Here is a 19758-nt window from a genome sequence, read left to right on the forward strand (position 1 = left end):
GCTAATCGGCATCGTTCTCACCGGCATCACCGGTGCTGCGCTGATGCTGCTCTCGGTGGCCGGGGCGCTCGGCCCGCTGCGCAACGCGGTGACGGAGCCGCAGATCGCCAAGGTGGGCCGGGACGAGCGGATCGCGGCCGGCGGCATGGTCATCGCGGCGCGGCGCGGCGACAAGCTGGTGCGGCGCGCCAATCTCGTCGCCGCGCGGCAGGATTACCGCATGCCGGTCCAGGTGAAGGCCGGCGACGCCATGGTGACCCGCCACCAGAGCTTCACCCGGCTGGCGACGCCGCTGGCGATCGAGACCCTCGGTTTTGGCGATTCGGTGCCGGCCTTCAACGTCGCACGACTGGTTTCCCTCGCAAGCGAGGATCGCGCCGCGCTTGATGCCGAAGGCCAGGCGACGAGCGATGCCGAGGTCGGGCTGGCGATTCGCGACATCGCCGCCGCACGCGGCCTGCCCCATAGCGGCATCGTCCTTAAGGAGCAGGATGCGCTGTCGCAGGTCTTCGATTTTCTCTCCGAGCGCCGGCGCGACCCTGGCACCGATGCGGCGCAATTGCGGCTCGCGAAGGTGATGCGCGCCCCCACCGAGGGCACCAATCTCCTCTCCTTCTCCGGGGCAGTCGGCGATCCGTTCTCGAAGCTGGTCGTCAGGATGGTGCCGGAGAATGTCTCGCTCCTGCCTCGGCAGGACGCGGTGCTCACGCCGCTGCCGGTCGAGGAACGGCTGGTCCTCAGCCGCAACGAAGCCGCGACCCGGCAGACCCTGCGCGGACTCGGCCTCGATCCGCGCCAAGTCAACGATATCATCGCGGCGCTCACGCGCAGCCGCTCGACCAGCGTGCTCGACGGCAACGGCATGCTCAAGCTGACGCTGCAACCCTCCGAACCCGGCGGGCGCAAGGAGCTGATGCGGATCGAACTGTTCATCGACGAACAGCTTGCCGCCTCGGCCGGCCGGCGCGACGATGGCACGTTCTGGCCGGTCGAGATCCGCGATCTCGCGCCCAAGAAACCGGCCGAGCCGGCGCAGAGCGGCGAGGAGGACGAGGAGGACGAGAGCAATTCCTCCCGTCTCACCATCTACGCCTCGATCCATGAAACCGCGCGCCGGCATGATCTCCCGCCCGCGATCGTCGAGGATGTGATCCGCACCGTATTCTTCGATGTCGATCTCCAGCGCCGGGTGCAGCCGGGCGATTCGATCGAGCTTCTGGTCTCGAACGGCGAAGGCGAGAATGCCCGGCCGGAATTGCAGCTCGTCTCGCTCATCACCAGCGGCGTGAAGCGGCGTTATTACCGCTTCAAGCTCCCGGACGAGGACATCGTCGATTTCTTCGACGATCAGGGCCGGTCGGTGAAGCAGTTCCTGCTCCGCAAGCCGATCGACGGCGGCGAGCTGCGCTCGACCTTCGGCATGCGCCGCCACCCGATCCTGCGCTATTACCGGCTGCATTCCGGCGTCGACTGGGCGGGACCGGTCGGCATGCCGATCCGCGCCGCCGGCAACGGCACCGTGCGCCTCGCCGAATGGGATTCGGGCTATGGCCGCCGCGTCGAGATCGAGCACAACCACGGTTATGTCACGACCTACAGCCACATGTCGGCCTTCGCGCCCGGCATCAAGGTCGGTGCCCGCGTCCGCCAGGGGCAGATCATCGGCCGCCTCGGCTCCTCGGGCCTCTCGACCGGCCCGCATCTGCATTACGAGGTGATGATCAACGAGCGGTTCGTCGATCCGCTGGCGATCAAGCTGCCGCGCGGGCGCGAACTCGGCGGCCGCCAGCTTGCCAGCTTCAAGCGCGAGCGCGACCAGATCGAAGCCGTGCTGCGCGCAGCCCCCGGCGCCAGCGCTCTCGTCGCGCAGAACTGAGCCTTCAGGCGGCCGCGTTGGCCTCCGCATGGCCGAGCGCGGCGAGCACTGCGCGCACCTCGATCGGTTTCACCACCATTGCGTCGATCTCCGCCGCGAGCGGATCCTCCGGGGCAAGCACCTCGGCGCTGACGACGATGATCCGCGGCCGGCTCGACCGGGGCAGCCGCGCGATCCGGGCGATCAGCGTCCGCCCGCCGCCATCCGGCATCTGGAGATCGGTCAGCACCACCGCCGGCCGCGCCCGCGCGATGATCTCGGAGGCGGCTTCGACGCTGGCCGCCTCGCAGCAGGCGTGCCCGGCCGCTTCGAGGATGGTGACGAGCACGCGCCGCGCCGCCGGGTGATCGTCGACGATGAGGCAGAAGCCGGACCCTGCCGCCATTGCCGGCCGCGATCCCGGCCAGTCGAAGGCGAATCGCGCGCCGCCCCGGGGCCCCGGCCCGCCCGTGAGGCGACCGCCATGCGCAGCGACGATGCCGCCGGCGATCGAGAGCCCGATCCCGGCGCCGCCGCTCCGCCCCTCGATCCGCCCGCCCTTCGCGATCAGCCGCGCCGCCACCGCCTCGGTGAGCCCCGGCCCCGAATCGCTGACCGCGAACATGAGCCGCCCATCCGCCCGTTCGTCGAGGGCCAGGATGATGCCGCCGGCTTCCGTGAGCCGGAAGGCGTTGTCGAGCAGATTCTCCAGCACCTGGCGCAGCGGCACAGCCTCCACGCTCCGCGCCGCCAGCGCCGGCGTCAGGCCCGTCAGCGCGAAATCGAGGCCGCGCGCGCGGGCGCGCGCCTCGCTCGCCAGCCGCAGATCATCGAGAAGCGCGCCGAGCGGCCGCTCTCCGGCGGGCGGTTCCGCGCCGGGATCGAGGATGGCGTTGGCGATGGCGCGCAGATGCCGGCAGGAGGCGGCGAGCGCCTCGACGATCCGGCGCTGGCCGGGGTCGAGCGGGCCGGCTCCGAGCAGCGCGATCATCGCCTCGACCCCGCCGAGCGGCGAGCGCAGCTCATGCGCGATCTCGGCAAGGCGCCTGCCGCTCTGTTCCGATTCTTCGGCCATGATCGCGGGTCCGATCCATTCGCCGGCCGGGCCGGCTCCATTCTGGGTGCAAGGAGCCTAGCCCGCCGCCCTTAAGCCTTGCCTAAAGCGATGCATGCGGAAACCGCTTGCCGGCCGCGGAGCTTTGCGCGCATAGCCGCCGGCACTTGTCCAATTCTTGGGCCGCCGCCGTGATTCTCGCCTCGCTCGCCATCGTCGCCCCCATCTTCGCGCTGGTCGCCCTCGGCTACGGGGTCGTCCGCGCCCGGCTCGCGAGCGCAGAGGCCGGCAACGGGCTCTCCGAATTCGTGTTCGTGCTGGCAATTCCGGCACTGCTGTTCCGCACGGTGGCGGGGGCAGATTTCCCGAGCCTCAATCCCCTGCCCTATTGGGCGGCCTATTTCATCCCGCTCGCCCTGTGCTGGACCCTCGCCGGCCTCTATGCCCGCCGCCTCGGCCGTGATGCGACCGAACAGGCGATCACCGGGTTCGCGGCGGCGCAATCCAACACGGTCATGGTCGGCATTCCGGTGATCCTCGGCACGCTCGGCGATCGCGGCTCGGTGGCGATCGTGCTGCTGCTTGTCGTGCATCTGCCGGTGACGATGAGCATCGTCACGCTGCTGATCGCGCGGGGCGAGGGCGGCGGCGCGGGCCGGCTCCTGCGTTCGCTCGCCCTGCACCCGATCCTCCTCGCGATCTTCGCCGGTCTCGCCTGGCGCGCGGCGGGGCTGCCGATGCCGGATATCCTGCGCACGCTGCTGCGCTATCTCGGCGACACCGCGGCGCCCTGCGCGCTGGTGGCGATGGGCATGTCGATGCACCGGGTCGCGCTCGCCGGCAACCGGCGGATCATCGCGCTCGTCACCGCGATCAAGCTGGTGCTGCACCCGCTGCTTGTCTATGTGCTCGGCGTGAAGCTGATGGGGCTGCCGCCGCTTTTCGCCGCTTCGGCCCTGCTCTTCGCCGCCTGCCCGACCGGAATCAACGCCTTCCTCGTCGCCGACCGCTACAAGAGCGGCGCCGCGACCGTTTCCGGCGCGATCACGCTCTCCACCGTGCTCGCCATCGTCACCATGACATTCGCGGTCTCGGTCGCGACCGGCCTCATGCGCTGAGAGACCCTCGCACCGGGAGAATCACGCCTCGAAACCGAGATGGCGCCGGATCGCGGCGGGCGATATCCCCTCGCCGCGCAGGCGGCGCAGCGGCGTCGAAGCGGCGGATTTGGCGAGCTTCCGCCCATCCGCATCACGGATCAGCGGATGATGATGATAGATCGGCTCGGGCAGCCCGAGCAGGGTCTGCAACAGGCGGTGGATGGCGGTCTGGGCGAAGAGGTCCATGCCCCGCACCACATGGGTCACCCCCTGCATCGCGTCGTCGAGCACCACCGCGAGATGGTAGCTGGTCGGGATCTCCTTGCGGACCAGCACGACATCGCCCCAGGCGGCGATATCCGGCATGGTCGCGCCGGGCACGCCGCCCTGCTCCCGCCAGGCGGGCGCGCCGGCGCGCCGTGCCGCGCGGGCGCTGTCGAGGCGCAGCGCGAAGGCCGCGCCGCCGGCCCGCAGCGCGGCGATCTCGTCGGGCGGACGCTGGCGGCAGGTTCCGGGATAGCGCGGCGCGCCCTCCGGATCGCGCGGCGGGTCGGCTCCGGCCGCCGCCGCGATCTCCGCGCGGGAGCAAAAGCAGGGATAGAGCAGCCCCTCCGCCTCGAGCCGCGCCGCCGCCGCGCGATAGCGGTCGAAATGCGCGCTCTGGCGCAGAACCGGTTCCTCCCAGGCGAGGCCGAGCCAGGCGAGATCCTCGAGGCAATCGGCCACCAGCGCCTCGGTGCAGCGGGTGGTGTCGATATCCTCGATCCGCAGCAGGAAGCGCCCGCCGCTCCGCCGCGCCATCTCGGCGTTGAGCAGCGCCGAATAGGCGTGCCCCAGATGAAGATGGCCGTTCGGGCTCGGCGCGAAGCGGAAGACAGGTTGCCGGAAATCGGGTTGCATTGACTTTGTCTGGCGCGAAATGCCCTATCCGGCAACAGGAGGCGCGCCGCCGGCGCGAACAATCATGACCATCATCCGCGATGACGCCGATATCCGCCGGGGCATGGAATTCCTCGCCGGAATCTGCCCGCATATGCGCATGATCGGCGAGACGATCGGCCCGCCGCCGCTGCGCTGGCGGGAGCCGGGTTTTTCGGGGCTCGTCTCGACCATCACGGCGCAGCAATTGTCGGTTTCCTCGGCGAACGCGATCCGCGACAAGCTGCATGCGCGTTTCGATCCGCTGGAACCGGCGGCGCTGCTCGCGGCGGACGAGGCGGATCTGCGCGCCTGCGGCCTTTCCGGACCAAAGATCCGCACCCTGCGCGCGGTGTCGGAGGCGATCGTCTCCGGTTCCCTGCCCTTTGACCACCTGCACACGCTTCCGGTCGAGGAGGCGAAGGCGTCGCTGGTCGCGGTGCATGGTATCGGCCCCTGGACGGCGGAGGTCTATATGATGTTCTGCCTCGGCGTACAGGATATCTTCGCCCCCGCTGATCTGGCGCTCCAGGAGGGCGCCCGGTTGGCGATGGCCCTCCCTGCCCGCCCCGGCACGCGCGAAATGGCCGAAATCGCGACGCGCTGGCAGCCCTGGCGGGCGGTCGCGGCGCGGATGCTCTGGGCCTATTACGGCCATGTGAAGCGCCGGCAGGGCGTGGTCTCGAACTGAGCCGGAGGGGCGATGCAGCGCGCGGCGGACAGGAAGACGATCGGTCACGTCGCGGACCGGCTCGCGCTGGCCGGCGCGGCGCGCGAGGAATTCGGGGCCGCAGCGCGGCTGCACCGTTTCCCGTCCGGCATGACCGTGATTCGCCCCGGCGATCCGGCGCAAGGATATCTCTACATTCTCGACGGCGCCGTGCGCATGCAACTCGTCGGAGCGCGGGGACGTGTCGTCACCCTGCTGCGCATCGAGCGCGACGAACCCTGCGTGCTGACGACCTCCTGCCTGTTCTCGCGCCGACCCTACCCGGTCGAGGGCGTGACGGAGGGCGAGGTCACGGCGCTGACGCTGCCCGTGGCGGTCTTCGATTGGCTTTTCGCCGAGGCGCCGGGTTTCCGCGCCGCGGTGCTGCGCACCTTCTCCGAGCGCGTCGGAGATATCATCGTCGCGATGGAAGCGAGCCTGTTCGACAGCGTTCCCGCCCGCCTCGCCCGCGCGCTGATCGGCGCCGCGCGCGAAGGCATCGTGCATCTGACCCATGCGGAGCTTGCCGCCGAGATCGGCTCGGCACGCGAGGTGGTGAGCCGCCAGCTGGCGCGGTTCGCCGAACGCGGGCTGATCAGCCTCCAGCGCGGCACGATCGAGATCCGCGCCGCCGAGGCGTTGCGGCGCGAGGCTGAATCCGGAATCTGACGGATGACAGGCGGGCGTCTGTGACCTCGTCACCGACATACCCAGCCCTTTCGTGCTCCATGCAGAAGTGACGCCGCGCGCCGGCGCCGTTCGCGATGATGCGGGAGAACACCATGATCAGGAATGTCGGAATGCTGGATCGCGCGCTGCGCGTGATCCTCGGGCTCGTGCTGCTGGCCTTTGCCCTCGGTTATATCGCGCCGGGCACGGGGTATAACTGGCTCGGCTGGATCGGCATCGTGCCCCTTCTCACCGCGCTGTTCGGCTATTGCCCGGCCTATACGCTGTTGGGCCTGTCGACCTGCCCGATGGAGCCGCGCAAGAACTGAACCGTACAAGAGCTGACGAACCGGGCCGTGCCGCAAGGGCCAGTCCGGCCCCCGGCCGGGTCCTCCCGGCCGGGAGGGGTTGGATGCGCCGCGAATGCCCGCTGCCATACCGTCGGGACTTGATGAAACACGCCATCCGCAGGGCGGCCTGCGCAGTTCACACTCGCTTTCCCGTCCCTCGCGGCTCAGCCCGCTCCCAGTCTGCTGTCTCCTTCGCCGCCCGCCACCCCAACCCTTGACAGAGTCATTATTTCGTTTATTCTAGAAATATAGAAAGTATGGATCCGGATGATCTCTCCGCAATCCATCCCGTCCCGCGCCGCGATCAGGCCGGCGCCAAGCCCCACCCTGGCGGAAGCCACCCCGTTTCCGGGAGAACCCGAATGAGAACCCTTCCCTTCCCCATCCATATCGCGCGGCCAGACCCCGTGCTGCTCACGCTCGTTGCGGTTTTCGCCGGGCTTGCCCTGTTCGCGCCGGCGCAGGCGGAGGCGAGCCTGGCCTTCGTCCTCCGCGCGGTCCTTTCGGTGCTGCCGCTATTTCTGCTGTCGATCGCCATCGCGGCCTATGCGGCGGCGAGCGGCGCCGACAACCTGATCGCACGCGCCTTTGCCGGCAATGCCGCGATCATGGTAGTGAGCGCCGCCCTGATGGGCGCGCTCTCGCCCTTCTGTTCCTGTGGCGTCATCCCATTGATCGCGGCGCTGCTGGCCATGGGCGTGCCGCTCGCCCCCGTCATGGCCTTCTGGCTCGCCTCGCCCCTGATGGACCCGGCGATGTTCGTGCTGACGGCCTCGATCCTCGGAACCGGATTCGCGATCGGCAAGACAATCGCCGCCATCGCGGTGGGGCTCATCGGCGGCCTCGGCACGCTGGCGCTGCAACGCCTCGGGCTTGTCGGCGAGGTGCTGCGCGAGGGCGTGGGCAATGGCGGCTGCGCCGGCGGCAAGATCCGCGCGCCGAAGCCCGTGCTGTGGCCGTTCTGGCGCGAGCCGGCGCGACGCGAGACCTTCCGCGCCAATGCGCTGAAGAACATCGTCTTTCTCGGCAAGATGCTGATCCTCGCCTTCACGCTCGAAAGCCTGATGGTCGCCTATCTCCCGCCCGGACTCGTGGTGCGGCTGCTTGGCGGCGAGGGACCGGGCGCCATCCTGGTCGCAACGCTTGTCGGCATTCCCGCCTATCTCAACGGCACGGCGGCGCTGCCGCTGGTGCGTGAGCTGATCGGGCAGGGCATGGCGCCGGGTGCCGGCATGGCCTTCCTGATCGCGGGCGGCGTGACTTCGATCCCCGCCGCGATCGCGGTGCATGCGGTGGCGCGGCGGCCGGTCTTCATCGCCTATCTCGGCTTCGCCTTGCTCGGCGCGCTGCTGAGCGGCCTTGCCTGGCAGCAGGCCGCCAGGTTCATGTGACGGAACCGGGCAAAAAGGATCGCCGCCCGGCAGCGCCGGGCGGCGATTTTCGTGCCGGCGGGCGCTTATTTCGCCTTGAGCAGCGCCTCGACATTGAGCAGCAGGAACTCGTTGTCATCCGCCTTATTCGGATCGCGCGAAGAGGAGAACGGCAGGTTGTTGTCGTTGCCGACGATGATGTGCTTGTCGTCGACCACGTCCACGTTCTCGATGGTGAAGAACGGGAAGGTATAGACGCCGCCGTTGAGCGGCTTCCGCGCCTTCTTGTCCGGATCCTGGATCTTCATGAGATCGATATACCCGATCTTGCGGACAGGGCCGTTCACGTTGGAATCGTTCATCTCGATCTTCACGACCCGCTTGAACTTCGCGAGGTCGTGGAAGCAGTTCTCGGCGCGCTGGCCGGCCGGGCAGGCCTTGTCCGCCGTGCCCTCGCCGTTGTCGCGCTCGATGACGAGACCGGTGGTGGCGTCGATCATGTTGAAATCGCCGATCGCGGTCGCGCCCTGGTCGAGCACGTATTTCCAGTGGCGACCGGTCCATTTCTGCTCGGCGACCGAGAATTCGAGGATGCGCAGCACCTGGCGGCCGTCGATCTTCTCCCAATCCTTCTTCTCGGCGTCCCAGAGGGCGCCTTCGAGCAGGCCGTAGAGGAACTTGCCGTCCTTGGAGGCGGCGAAGCCCTCGTAGCCGCGCGAGCGGCCGAGATTGACATTGGCCGGCATCGGCTGCCCCGGATTCTGCGTCGTGACGCGGAAATGATCCGGCGACATCACCGCTTTGCCGTCGGCCATCGTCTCGAAGAAGGCCTCGACCTTGCCGTTCATGTCGGTTCGGATCACATAGGGGCCGAATTCCTCGCCGATCCAGATCTTGTCGCCGATGATCTGGAAGCCTTCGAGGTCGAGATCGGCGCCGGTGAGATAGCGCTTCTCGCTGCCCTCATGGACGATGCGGAACGGCACCTTCTTGTCCGGATCGTGGAGGAAGATCGTCTTGAGCCGCTCGACCGTGCCGGCCGCCCAGTTCATGCGGTATTGCGAGAGGAACAGCGCGGCGTCGGGAGAATTGGCCTTGGAGCCGAAGCCGTTATCGGTAATGACCCAGTAGGTTCCGTCAGCCATGTGCTTGATGCCGGAATGGCCCTGCAACGGCTGGCCCTTGAAGGGTAGCTTCACGCCGGTGGGGCGGCCGGCGGACTTGCCTTCCGAGGAGCCGATCGCCTCGTTGCGCACCGGGCCGTTGGCGAACTTGCCGGAAACCTTCAGATCCGCGGGCGCATCGGCCGGCGGATCGATGAAGCTCTCGGCCGGCATGACGACATGGCCGGCGATGGTGGCGGCGAATTCCTGATTCGCGGCCGCGGCGGTGGCAAGCGCGAATGTGGCGGTTGTCGCGAGAATGAGACGGCGCAGCATGGTGTCCCCCTGTGGTGAGGAGATGCTGGTAGCCCGACGGCGTGTCGGCGATGTTGCGCCAGGATGACGAGGCAATGAAGGGGCGGCTGCGATGCCTTCCCCCCTCGCGCCCTTCCCGCTATAGCCACTTCATCCCCGAGGTGGCGCGATGCTGAAGAACGAACCCGAGATCACCCCCGAACTGGTCAAGGCCCATGGCCTCAAGCCCGACGAGTATGACCGCTTCGTCGCGCTCATCGGCCGGACGCCGACGATCACCGAGCTCGGCATCGTCTCGGCGATGTGGAACGAGCATTGTTCCTACAAATCCTCGCGGCTGCACCTAAAAACCCTGCCCACCAAGGGCCGGCGCGTGATCCACGGGCCCGGCGAGAATGCCGGCGTCGTCGATATCGGCGACGGCATGGTCGTCGCGTTCAAGATGGAGAGCCACAACCACCCCTCCTATATCGAGCCCTATCAGGGCGCGACGACCGGGGTCGGCGGCATCCTGCGCGATGTCTTCACCATGGGCGCGCGGCCGATCGCCTGCCTCAACTTCCTGCGCTTCGGCGATCCCGATCACCCCCGGACCAAGCATCTCCTCGCGGGCGTGGTGGCCGGCATCGGCGGCTACGGCAATTCCTTCGGTGTCCCGACGGTGGCCGGCTCGGTGGGCTTCCACCCGCGCTACAACGGCAATTGCCTCGTCAACGCCATGGCCGTGGGAATCGCCAAGCGCGAGATGATCTTCACCTCCGCCGCGACGGGAATCGGCATGCCGATCGTCTATCTCGGCTCGAAGACCGGGCGCGACGGCATCCATGGCGCGACCATGGCGAGCGCGGAATTCGACGACAAATCCGAGGAGAAGCGCCCGACCGTGCAGGTCGGCGACCCCTTCGCCGAAAAGCTCCTGCTCGAGGCCTGCCTCGAGATCATGGCGAAGGGCTGCGTCATCGCCATCCAGGACATGGGCGCGGCGGGGCTCACCTGCTCGGCGGTCGAGATGGGCGCCAAGGGCGATCTCGGCGTCGAGCTGGATCTCGACAAGGTCCCCTGCCGCGAGGCCGGCATGAGCGCCTACGAGATGATGCTCTCCGAAAGCCAGGAGCGCATGCTGATGGTGCTGCACCCGCACAAGGAGCAGGAGGCCGAGGCGATCTTCCGCAAATGGGGGCTCGATTTCGCGGTGATCGGCAAGACGACCGACACGCTCCGCTTCGTCGTGAAGCATCAGGGCGAGGTGAAGGCCGATCTCCCGATCAAGGAGCTGGGCGACGAGGCACCGGTCTATGACCGGCCCTGGATCGAAACGCCGAAGCAGTTTGCCCTGCGCCGCAGCGAGGTCCCCGCCCCGGTCTCGAACCGCGAGGCGCTGCTGCGGCTCATCGGCTCGCCCGATCTCTGCTCGAAGCGCTGGGTCTGGGAGCAATATGACCATCTGATCCTCGGCAACACCGTGCAGCAGCCGGGCGGGGATGCCGCGATCGTGCGCATCGAGGAGGGGCCGAAAGGTCTCGCGCTCACCTGCGACGTGACGCCGCGCTATGTCGAGGCCGATCCGTTCGAGGGCGGCAAGCAGGCGGTGGCGGAATGCTGGCGCAATCTCTGCGCCGTCGGCGCCGAGCCGATCGCGCTGACCGACAATCTGAATTTCGGCAATCCCGAGCGGCCGGAGATCATGGGACAGTTCGCCGGCGCCATCCGCGGCATCGGCGAGGCGGCACGCAGGCTCGAGTTTCCGGTCGTCTCGGGCAATGTCAGCCTCTACAACGAGACGAACGGCCAGGCCATCCTCCCGACGCCGACCATCGGCGGCGTCGGCCTGCTGGCGGATGTGACAAAGCATGCGACGCTGGCCTTCAAGCGGGCGGGCGATGCGATCGTGCTGATCGGCGAGACGAAGGGCTGGCTCGGCGCCTCGGCCTATCTCGCAACCCTGCTCAACCGGGAGGACGGCGCGCCCCCGCCGGTGGATCTCGACGCCGAGTTCCGGCACGGCCTGATCGTGCGCCAGCTGATCGAGAAGGGCATGGTGAGCGCGGTGCACGATCTGTCCGACGGCGGGCTCGCGGTGGCGCTCGCCGAGATGGCGATCGCCGGCGATCTCGGCGCCGATATCCAGGATTTCGACCCCGAAGTGCCGAAGCACGCGCTGTTTTTCGGCGAGGATCAGGCGCGCTACCTCGTCACCTGCGACGGCGCCACCGCGGCGCAGATCGAATTCCATCTCGGCAATGCCGGCGTGCTCGCCATATTCATCGGGATTACCGGTGGAGACACGTTGAAATTGCCGGGCGAGGAGCCAATATCGGTTTCCGATCTGCGCGCGGCGCATGAAAGCTGGCTGCCCGGCTACATGGCGTGAGTGCGAACCCCGCCGCCCCCCGGACCGGCGGGATCTATTGAACTGTGCGCCCCGCGCGGGCCATATGCGGAGAGCATGACCTATGGCAATGAAGGCGGCCGATATCGAGCGCATGATCAGGGAAGCGCTGCCGGACGCGAAGGTCGAGATCCGCGACCTCGCGGGCGACGGCGACCATTACGCCGCGACCGTCATCTCGCCCGCCTTCAAGGGCCTGCCGAAGGTGAAGCAGCATCAGATGGTCTATGCCGCGCTGCGCGGCAATATGGGCGGGGCGCTGCACGCCCTGGCGCTGACGACGGCAGCGGAATAGAAGAGAGCAGGGCCGGCCTTGACCCGGCAGGAGAACAGAATGAGCGATATCAAGACCTTCATCGACAACGAGGTGAAGTCGAACGACGTGGTGCTGTTCATGAAGGGCACGCCGCAATTCCCGATGTGCGGCTTCTCCGGCCAGGTCGTTCAGATCCTCGATCATGTCGGCGCGCCCTACAAGGCGCATAACGTGCTCGAGAATGCCGAACTGCGTCAGGGCATCAAGGATTACGCCAATTGGCCGACGATTCCGCAGCTCTACATCAAGGGCGAGTTCGTCGGCGGCTGCGACATCGTGCGCGAGATGTTCCAGTCGGGCGAATTGCAGCAGGCGCTGGCGGATAACGGCATCGCCGTGCGCAAGGCCGGCTGAGCCCGGCCGCGGCCCCCTAGCGGGGCCGCACCCCGCGCGCAAAGGCGAGCACGGCGCCCACCATCCGGCCCTCGACCCCGGCAAAGCCGTGATGCCCCTGTGCCTGGCAGGGGTCGCCCTCGTCGCGCCCGCCATCGACCCAGACGATTCGCGCCCGTGCCCCGGCCCATTGCTGGAAGGCCGGCACAAGGGCGGGCAGCGTTACCCGGCAGGTATCGTTGCGATGATGGACGATGAGCGTCGGCGGCAGCGCATCCGCGGAGCCGACATTGGACTGGAAGTGATCAAGCATGCCGGAGGTGATGACGAGGCCATCGGCCGAGAGCGCGCGATGCATGCGCGTCGCGGCGCGGCTGGTGCCGACGACGATTACCGGCCGCGCGATGCCCTTCATCGCCTCGATTGCTCGCGTAGGGTTGCCGGACGAGGAGAGCGCGAGCGTCGCAAAGCCGCCCGCGACGAAGGAGCGGCGTGTCCGGATCAACGAATTGCCGTTGAGCCGCGTGATTTCGCCGTTGCCGGTGATCCCGAGTTCGCCATCTCCTCCCGCCATCAGCACGATCGAGCCGCGCGGCTTGCCCTTCGGACGTTCGAGCACGGCGTTGGTGCCGAGTTCCGGCAGCAACTCGGCGGCCGTCGCGCCCAACGGCAAAAACATGGACAAGGCGATCGCGACGATCCTGCGGCGCATGGCCGTTCTCCCCCGGACGGAATGCCTTGGGGCACACTAACGCCGAATCGCCTCCCTGACAAAGGCCAGCGCCTCGGGGCTCGCCCATTCGGCCGGTCCCGCAAGCCGGGCGAGTTCGCAGCCCTCCCGGTCGATCACCAGCGTCGTCGGCATGCCGAAGGCGCGCCCGGCCGCCTTGAGATCCTGGAAGATCCGGGCCGTGGGGTCGGCGTAATAAGCCAGCGCCCTCACCCCGGTCTCGGCGAGGAACTGCTTCGGCTTGTCGAAATTGCGCGTGTCGATATTGACGGCGACGACCTCGAAATCCGCGCCGCCCAGTTCGCGCTGGAGCGTGTCGAGCGCTGGCATCTCCTTGCGGCAAGGCGCGCACCAGGTCGCCCAGAGATTGAGCACCAGCACCCGTCCGCGGAAGGCGGCGAGCGTGACCTCGGCGCCCGTCATGTCCCGGAACGCGACCGGAACCGCCGGTTCCGGTCGCTTTGCCACCTGAAGCGCGGCGATCTCGCCCCTGGCGAGTGGCGCAAGCCGCGCCGCCAGCGCCGAAGCGGCCCGGCATTGCCCGCCCGCCCCGGCGATGCGCCCGGCGAAGAGGTTGCCGCCATCCCAAAACGCATATAGCGAAGCGGCGATTGCCAATATCGCGCCGAGAACGATCGGCAGCGCGCGGCGGAAGACGGGGTTCGGGCTGGGCTCGACCGGGTTCGACATGCGAAAGAGGATTTCCCGTGGCTAACGAAATGTGGGGCGGCCGCTTCGCCGAGGGGCCGGCTGCGATCATGCAGGAGATCAACGCCTCGATCGGCTTCGACAAGCGCCTCGCCGCGCAAGACATCGCCGGCTCGATGGCCCATGCCGCGATGCTCGCCGCGCAAGGCATCATCGATCCGCAATCGGCCGAAGCCATCCAACAGGGGCTGCAACGGGTCAAGGCGGAAATCGACGCCGGGACGTTCACATTCGAGACAGCGCGCGAGGACATCCACATGAATGTCGAGGCGCGGCTCGCCGAACTGATCGGGGCGCCGGCGGGGCGGCTGCACACCGCGCGCTCGCGCAACGACCAGGTGGCGACGGATTTCCGCCTCTGGGTCCGCGACCAGATCGACGCGATCGATCTCGCCCTTGCCGATCTCCAGAAGGCCCTGTGCGAGAAGGCGCTCGCCCATGCCGGAACCGTGATGCCGGGCTTTACGCATCTCCAATCGGCCCAGCCCGTCACCTTCGGCCACCATCTCATGGCCTATGTCGAGATGCTCGGCCGTGACCGCGGCCGCTTCCGCGATGCCCGCGCCCGGCTCAACGAATGCCCGCTCGGCGCCGCCGCGCTTGCCGGAACCTCCTTCCCGATCGACCGGGCGATGACGGCAAAGGCCCTCGGCTTCGACCGGCCGACCGCGAATTCGCTCGATTCGGTCTCGGACCGGGATTTCGTCCTGGAGACGCTGTCGGCGGCGGCGATCCTCGCGATGCATCTGTCGCGCTTCGCCGAGGAGATCGTGATCTGGACGACGCCGCAATTCGCGTTCGTGGCGCTATCGGACAAGTTCACCACCGGCTCCTCGATCATGCCGCAGAAGCGCAACCCCGACGCGGCCGAACTCGTCCGCGCCAAGACCGGGCGCATCTTCGGCGCGCTCATCGGCATGCTGACGGTGATGAAGGGGCTCGCCCTCGCCTATGCCAAAGACATGCAGGAGGACAAGGAACCCACCTTCGACGCGCTCGACGCGCTCGCGCTTGCCATCGCGGCCACCGTCGGCATGGCGCGGGACATGGAGCCCGACGTGAAGCGCCTGCGCAAGGCCGCCGGCGCCGGCTACGCCACCGCGACCGACCTCGCCGATTGGCTGGTGCGGACGCTGCGGATGCCCTTCCGCGACGCGCATCACGTCACCGGCCGCATCGTCGCGCGCGCCGCCGAAAGGGGGGTCAACCTCGAAAAACTGACGCTCGCCGAGATGCAGGCGGTGGAGCCGCGCATCACCGAGGCGGTGTTCGAGGTGCTCGGCGTCGCCAATTCGGTCAGAAGCCGCACGAGCCATGGCGGCACCGCGCCGGGCAATGTCCGCCGCCAGGCGCGGCGCTGGCTCGCGCAACTGGCGCGCAGCGGCAAGGGTAGCGGCAAGGGATGAGCCCCCTCGCCTCGCCGGCGCCAAACGTGCTAGCGAGGGCCGAACCTTGCCCGATCCGCGAATGCCGGGAATGCCCATGCCGCGCCTGATCCGCCTCTCGCTCGTCGCCCTCCTCGCCGCCGGCGGTCTCGCCGCCTGCGGCAAGCGCGGCCAGCTCGACCCGCCGCCCGCGGCCGAACCGCAGCAGAAGGCGGAGCCGCAATCCGGCGCCGGCGAGGGCAGCACCTCGCGCACCGGGCGCAAGCGCATCCCCATCACCGCGCCGAAGCGCGAGCTGTTCATCGACGGGCTGCTCGACTGACGCGCCCCCCGCGCGCCCCGCGCGCGGGGTGACGGCCTGACACGGAGGGCCCGACATGCATCATTTCGCCTATCGCGACGGGATCCTCCACGCCGAGGATGTGCCCCTGCCGGCGATCGCCGCCGCGATCGGAACGCCGACCTATGTCTATTCGAGCGCCACGCTGGAGCGGCATTACCGGGTCTTCCGCGATGCGCTCGCGATCCCCGATGCGCGGATCTTCTATGCGGTCAAGGCCAACGGCAATCTCGGCGTGCTGATGACGCTTGCGCGGCTCGGCGCCGGCGCGGACACCGTGTCCGAGGGCGAGATCCGCAAGGCGATCGCCGCCGGCATCCCGCCCGAACGCATCGTCTTCTCCGGTGTCGGCAAGACCGCGGAGGAACTGGCCTATGCCGTCGGCGCCGGCATCCACCAGATCAATGTCGAGAGCGAGGGCGAGCTCGAGGCGCTCTCGGCCATCGCGGCCGGGCTCGGGCGGCGGCAGGCGGTGGTGCTGCGGGTCAATCCCGAGATCGGCGCCGGCGGCCATGCCAAGATCACCACCGGCGGCGCCGCGAACAAGTTCGGGATCTCCTTCGCCGAGGCCGAGCGCCTCTATGCCCACGCCGCCAACATGCCCGGCATCGCCATCGAGGGGCTGGCCGTGCATATCGGCAGCCAGATCGACGAATTGTCGGCGCTGGAAGCCGCCTTCCGGCGTCTGGCCGAGATCGTGCGCGGCCTGCGCGCGCAGGGGCTCGCGGTCACCCGGCTCGATCTCGGCGGCGGGCTCGGCATCCCCTACGCAATGTCGCCGCCCTACGAGCATGGCCCCGGCCTCATCGAAGCCTATGGCGCCATGGTCCGCGACGTGACCGCCGGGCTCGATGTCGAACTCGGTTTCGAACCCGGACGGATCATCGCCGGCAATGCCGGCATCCTGCTCGCCAGGGTGCTCTACGTGAACGCTCGCGCCGACCGGCGTTTTCTCGTCATCGACGCGGCGATGAACGACCTCGTCCGCCCGGCAATGTATGACGCCTATCACGAGATCTGGCCGGTCAGCGAACCGGAACCGGACGCGGTGCGGCTCGCCTATGACATCGTCGGGCCGATCTGCGAATCGAGCGACACCTTCGCCACCGGACGGGAACTGCCCGCGCTGGCGCCGGGCGATCTCATCGCCTTCAAGACCGCCGGCGCCTATGGCGCCTCGATGTCCTCGACCTACAATCAGCGTCGCCTTGTTGCGGAAGTGCTCGTGAAGGAGCGGCAATTCGCCGCGACCCGCCCGCGCCAGACCTATGAGGAGCTGCTGGGGACCGATCGCGCCCCGGACTGGTTCTGAACGCCGTTCACAGGATTGCGACCGCCTCGCCCTGTCGGCGCCACTGGCGCGTCGTGCATTCCGTGCTAGCTTGAATGTGTGCCGCCGCTTCGGGGGGAGCCCGGCGCGAGACGGGATCGGCCGCCCCCGCCATGGCGGCCCGGATGGCGAGCATGACGCGCGACCTGACGAAGCCCCCGAGCCCGGCGATGCCTTCCGATCCGGCGATGCCGCCCGGCCTGCCCGATCTCCGCCTCCGCATAGCCAGAACCGGGCTCGCGCTCCTCGTCGAGCGCCTGGTTCCCGCCGCGATGCCGGCGCTCGCCCTGCTCGCGCTGTTCCTCATCGTCGCCTGGGCCGGGCTGTTCCCGCTCCTTGATCCGGCAGGCCGGATGCTGGTCTCGGGCGGATTCCTGATCGCCGTCCTCGCGGCGCTGCTGCCGCTGCTCCGGCTCCGGCTGCCGCGCCGGGACGAGATCACCCGCCGGCTCGACGCCTCGCGCCCCGATCTCCACCGCCCGCTCGCCGCGCTTTCGGATTCGCTGGCGACGGCGGGCGATTCCTTCTCCGCCGCGTTGTGGACGATCCACCGGACCCGCGCCGCCCATGCCGCCGCGGCGCTGGCCGCCGCCTCCGCCGACGCCCGGCTGCGGGCGCGGGACCGGTACGCGCTCCGGGCCGGGCTGCTGCTCGCGCTGGTCGCGGCCGCCTTCGTGGCGGGGGACGAGCGCCAGACGCGGCTCGCCGCCGCCTTCGATTGGTCGAGCCCGCGCGTGCCGCCGGTTCCGCCGCGGCTCGACGCCTGGATCGACCCGCCCGCCTATACCGGCCGGCCGCCGATCTTCCTGACCAGCGCCGGCGCGGCGATCGACGAGGCGATCCGGGTGCCTCTCGGCTCGGTGCTGACGATGCGCCTGACGGAACCGCGCGGCGCCGGCGCCTCCGCTTCGCCGGCCATGCTGGAACTGAGCCACGGCGTCGGGCTGCATGCAACGCCGCCGGATACGGCAACACCCGCACGGACAAGTGCATCAGCGCAGCCCGGCATTGCCATCGAGCGCCGCGTCATCCGCGCGGATGATTCCGTGCGCGCCCTGCGCGGCGGGCGGGAACTCGCCGCCTTCCGGTTCTCCGTGATCCCGGATCGCGCCCCCGCCGCGATCCTGCGCGAGGTGCGGGCCGAATCCGCAGCGCCGGAGCGGCAGCAGCCGGGCGGCGTCCGGCTCGGCTTCACGCTGGAGGACGATTACGGGATCGCCAAGGCGGAATTGCTGATCGAGCGGTCCACCCGCGCGCCGGCCGGTGCGGGGCGGACGCTCTTCCCGCCGCCCGGCGCGAATATCCCGCTGCGGCTCGGCGATGGCGAGGCGATGATCCCGACCGAGGATCACCCCTGGGCCGGCGAGGAGGTGACGATCCGGCTGCGCGTCGAGGACGATATCGGCCAGACGGCCGAGAGCGAGGCACGGACGGTGACCCTGCCCGGCCGGCCGTTCTCGCAGGCTCTGGCCCGCGCGCTGGCCGAACAGCGCCGGGCACTGAATTTCTCGCCCGATCTGCTGGCCGGCATCCGGCTCGCCTTCGACGCATTGCTGTTCGAACCGCAGCGCTTCACCCCGAAGATCGGCGAGTTCCTGGCGCTCGACACCATCCGCAACGGATTGCGCACCGCGCGCGACGACGAGAAGCTCAAGGCGATTTCCGACGAGATCCACGAGCTCGCGCTCTATATCGAGAACGGCGACATGACGGAAGCGGAGCGGCGCCTGCGCGAGGCCGAGGCGCGGCTGCGCGACGCGATGGAGCGCAATGCCTCCCCCGAGGAGATCCGCCGCCTCGCCGAGGAACTCCGCCGGGCGATGGACCAGTTCCTGCGCGAATTCGCCGAACGCGCCCTGCGCGACCAGGATCGCAACGCCCAGGACCAGACCCCGGCCTCGCCCGAGCGGATGCTGACCCAGCGCGACCTCAACGACATGCTCCGCCGTATCGAGGAACTGGCGCGGCAGGGCCGTACGGAGGAGGCGCAGCGCCTTCTCAACGAATTGCGCCAGATGCTCGAGAATCTCCGCACCGCGCGCCGCCAGGATGTCGATCCGCGCATGCGCGAACTCGGTCGCCAGATCGAGGAACTCGACCGGCTCCAGCGCGAGCAGCGCGACCTGCGCGACCGGACCTTCCGCGAGGGGCAGCAGCGCGGCCGCCAGAATCAGCAGGGCCAGGGCGGCGGCCTCGACGAGCAGCAGCAGGCCCTGCGCGAGCGGCTGCGCCAGCTCCGCGAACGCCTGCGCCAGCGCGGCATGCAGGAGGGCGAGGGCTTCGGCGAGGCCGATCAGGGCATGGAGGATGCCGAGGGCCAGCTCGGCCAGGGCAATCCCGGCGGCGCGACCGAGGGCCAGCAGCGCGCGCTCGACGGCCTCGGCCGCGCAGCCGAGGGCATGGCGCAGGAACTTCAGCGCCAGCTCGGTCAGGGCGGCGATCCCGGCGAAGGCACCGACGGTCCCGGCCCCGGCCAGCCGGGCCCCGGCACGCGCGGCCGCGCCGACAGCCGCTACGATCCGCTCGGGCGGCCACAGAACAACAACCGCCGCGATTTCGAGGATTCCTCGCGCCTCAATGACGAGACCATGCGCGGCACGGTCGAGGGCTCGATCTCCGAACGCGCCGAACGTGTGCTGCGCGAATTGCGTCGGCGCCTCGGCGAGTTCGAGCGCCCGCGCGAGGAACTCGATTACCTTGAACGGCTGCTGCGCCAGCGCTAGATGCCGCCCGGATCATCCGGTGGACGTGTCCAAATCATCGCCGGGACGGACCGCCGGTCCG

Annotated in this window: 18 protein-coding genes (1 of these 18 cut by a window edge); 13 read left to right on the forward strand and 5 right to left on the reverse strand. The window is 69.1% G+C overall.

Features of this window, described 5'->3' with window-relative positions:
• Nucleotides 1-1876 carry the 3' portion of a M23 family metallopeptidase gene (locus tag FWJ24_RS12920; protein WP_150288256.1) on the forward strand. It extends 113 nt beyond the left edge of the window, so only the last 1876 of its 1989 coding nucleotides appear in the window; its start codon lies beyond the left edge, outside the window; it ends in the stop codon at nt 1874-1876.
• A 4-nt stretch (nt 1877-1880) separates the two neighbouring features.
• On the opposite strand, the gene FWJ24_RS12925 is transcribed toward FWJ24_RS12920, so the two are convergent.
• On the reverse strand, nt 1881-2930 hold the full coding sequence (locus tag FWJ24_RS12925) for an ATP-binding response regulator (RefSeq protein ID WP_150288257.1): 1050 nt from the start codon (nt 2928-2930) through the stop codon (nt 1881-1883).
• Between the two features lie 170 nt (nt 2931-3100).
• Here FWJ24_RS12925 and FWJ24_RS12930 point away from each other — a divergent pair, with 170 nt between their 5' ends.
• Entirely contained in the window at nt 3101-4027 is a 927-nt protein-coding gene (locus FWJ24_RS12930; protein ID WP_166443715.1) for an AEC family transporter, read from the forward strand.
• A 21-nt stretch (nt 4028-4048) separates the two neighbouring features.
• On the opposite strand, the gene gluQRS is transcribed toward FWJ24_RS12930, so the two are convergent.
• On the reverse strand, nt 4049-4909 hold the full coding sequence (gene gluQRS / locus FWJ24_RS12935) for a tRNA glutamyl-Q(34) synthetase GluQRS (RefSeq protein ID WP_150288259.1): 861 nt from the start codon (nt 4907-4909) through the stop codon (nt 4049-4051).
• Between the two features lie 64 nt (nt 4910-4973).
• On the opposite strand from gluQRS, the gene FWJ24_RS12940 reads away from it, so the two are divergent.
• The 4 genes from FWJ24_RS12940 (at nt 4974) to FWJ24_RS12955 (ending at nt 8046) form a co-directional block, all read left to right on the forward strand.
• Nucleotides 4974-5618, forward strand: a complete 645-nt coding sequence (locus FWJ24_RS12940) for a DNA-3-methyladenine glycosylase family protein (protein WP_150288260.1) — start codon at nt 4974-4976, stop codon at nt 5616-5618.
• Between the two features lie 12 nt (nt 5619-5630).
• Nucleotides 5631-6305, forward strand: coding sequence for a Crp/Fnr family transcriptional regulator (locus FWJ24_RS12945; protein WP_150288261.1), 675 nt, complete (start codon nt 5631-5633; stop codon nt 6303-6305).
• Between the two features lie 113 nt (nt 6306-6418).
• Nucleotides 6419-6634, forward strand: coding sequence for a YgaP family membrane protein (locus tag FWJ24_RS12950; RefSeq protein WP_150288262.1), 216 nt, complete (start codon nt 6419-6421; stop codon nt 6632-6634).
• 383 nt (nt 6635-7017) lie between these two features.
• A complete protein-coding gene (locus FWJ24_RS12955) occupies nt 7018-8046 on the forward strand; it encodes a permease (RefSeq protein WP_150288263.1) in 1029 nt (342 codons plus the stop codon).
• A gap of 65 nt (nt 8047-8111) precedes the next feature.
• Here FWJ24_RS12955 and FWJ24_RS12960 read toward each other — a convergent pair whose 3' ends face one another.
• Nucleotides 8112-9461 carry an esterase-like activity of phytase family protein gene (locus tag FWJ24_RS12960; protein ID WP_150288345.1) on the reverse strand — a complete coding sequence of 450 codons (1350 nt, stop codon included), beginning with the start codon at nt 9459-9461 and terminating at the stop codon, nt 8112-8114.
• Between the two features lie 151 nt (nt 9462-9612).
• Between FWJ24_RS12960 and purL the strand changes: the two genes are divergently transcribed.
• From purL to grxD, 3 genes are all read left to right on the forward strand, one after another.
• On the forward strand, nt 9613-11814 hold the full coding sequence (gene purL, locus FWJ24_RS12965) for a phosphoribosylformylglycinamidine synthase subunit PurL (protein WP_150288264.1): 2202 nt from the start codon (nt 9613-9615) through the stop codon (nt 11812-11814).
• 82 nt (nt 11815-11896) lie between these two features.
• Nucleotides 11897-12127, forward strand: coding sequence for a BolA family protein (locus FWJ24_RS12970; protein WP_150288265.1), 231 nt, complete (start codon nt 11897-11899; stop codon nt 12125-12127).
• A 39-nt stretch (nt 12128-12166) separates the two neighbouring features.
• Nucleotides 12167-12502 carry a Grx4 family monothiol glutaredoxin gene (gene grxD, locus FWJ24_RS12975; protein WP_150288266.1) on the forward strand — a complete coding sequence of 112 codons (336 nt, stop codon included), beginning with the start codon at nt 12167-12169 and terminating at the stop codon, nt 12500-12502.
• A 16-nt stretch (nt 12503-12518) separates the two neighbouring features.
• On the opposite strand, the gene FWJ24_RS12980 is transcribed toward grxD, so the two are convergent.
• Both FWJ24_RS12980 and tlpA read right to left on the reverse strand, forming a co-directional pair.
• The gene (locus tag FWJ24_RS12980) at nt 12519-13193 is read right to left on the reverse strand and encodes an alpha/beta hydrolase (protein ID WP_150288267.1); all 675 of its coding nucleotides are present in this window, start codon (nt 13191-13193) and stop codon (nt 12519-12521) included.
• 36 nt (nt 13194-13229) lie between these two features.
• Nucleotides 13230-13901, reverse strand: a complete 672-nt coding sequence (gene tlpA, locus FWJ24_RS12985; RefSeq protein ID WP_150288268.1) for a thiol:disulfide interchange protein TlpA — start codon at nt 13899-13901, stop codon at nt 13230-13232.
• A gap of 17 nt (nt 13902-13918) precedes the next feature.
• Between tlpA and argH the strand changes: the two genes are divergently transcribed.
• The 4 genes from argH to FWJ24_RS13005 all read left to right on the forward strand — a co-directional run bounded on the left by argH (nt 13919) and on the right by FWJ24_RS13005 (nt 19697).
• Entirely contained in the window at nt 13919-15325 is a 1407-nt protein-coding gene (gene argH / locus FWJ24_RS12990; RefSeq protein ID WP_150288269.1) for an argininosuccinate lyase, read from the forward strand.
• A gap of 70 nt (nt 15326-15395) precedes the next feature.
• Nucleotides 15396-15626 (forward strand): LPS translocon maturation chaperone LptM, encoded by a 231-nt coding sequence (gene lptM / locus FWJ24_RS12995; protein ID WP_150288270.1) that lies wholly within the window; start codon nt 15396-15398, stop codon nt 15624-15626.
• A gap of 55 nt (nt 15627-15681) precedes the next feature.
• The gene (gene lysA, locus FWJ24_RS13000; RefSeq protein WP_150288271.1) at nt 15682-16956 is read left to right on the forward strand and encodes a diaminopimelate decarboxylase; all 1275 of its coding nucleotides are present in this window, start codon (nt 15682-15684) and stop codon (nt 16954-16956) included.
• Nucleotides 16957-17108: 152 nt separating this feature from the next.
• Nucleotides 17109-19697, forward strand: a complete 2589-nt coding sequence (locus FWJ24_RS13005) for a TIGR02302 family protein (protein ID WP_166443717.1) — start codon at nt 17109-17111, stop codon at nt 19695-19697.
• The last annotated feature ends 61 nt before the right edge of the window (nt 19698-19758 follow it).

The organism is Rhabdaerophilum calidifontis (assembly GCF_008641065.1).
Lineage (GTDB): Bacteria > Pseudomonadota > Alphaproteobacteria > Rhizobiales > Beijerinckiaceae > Rhabdaerophilum > Rhabdaerophilum calidifontis.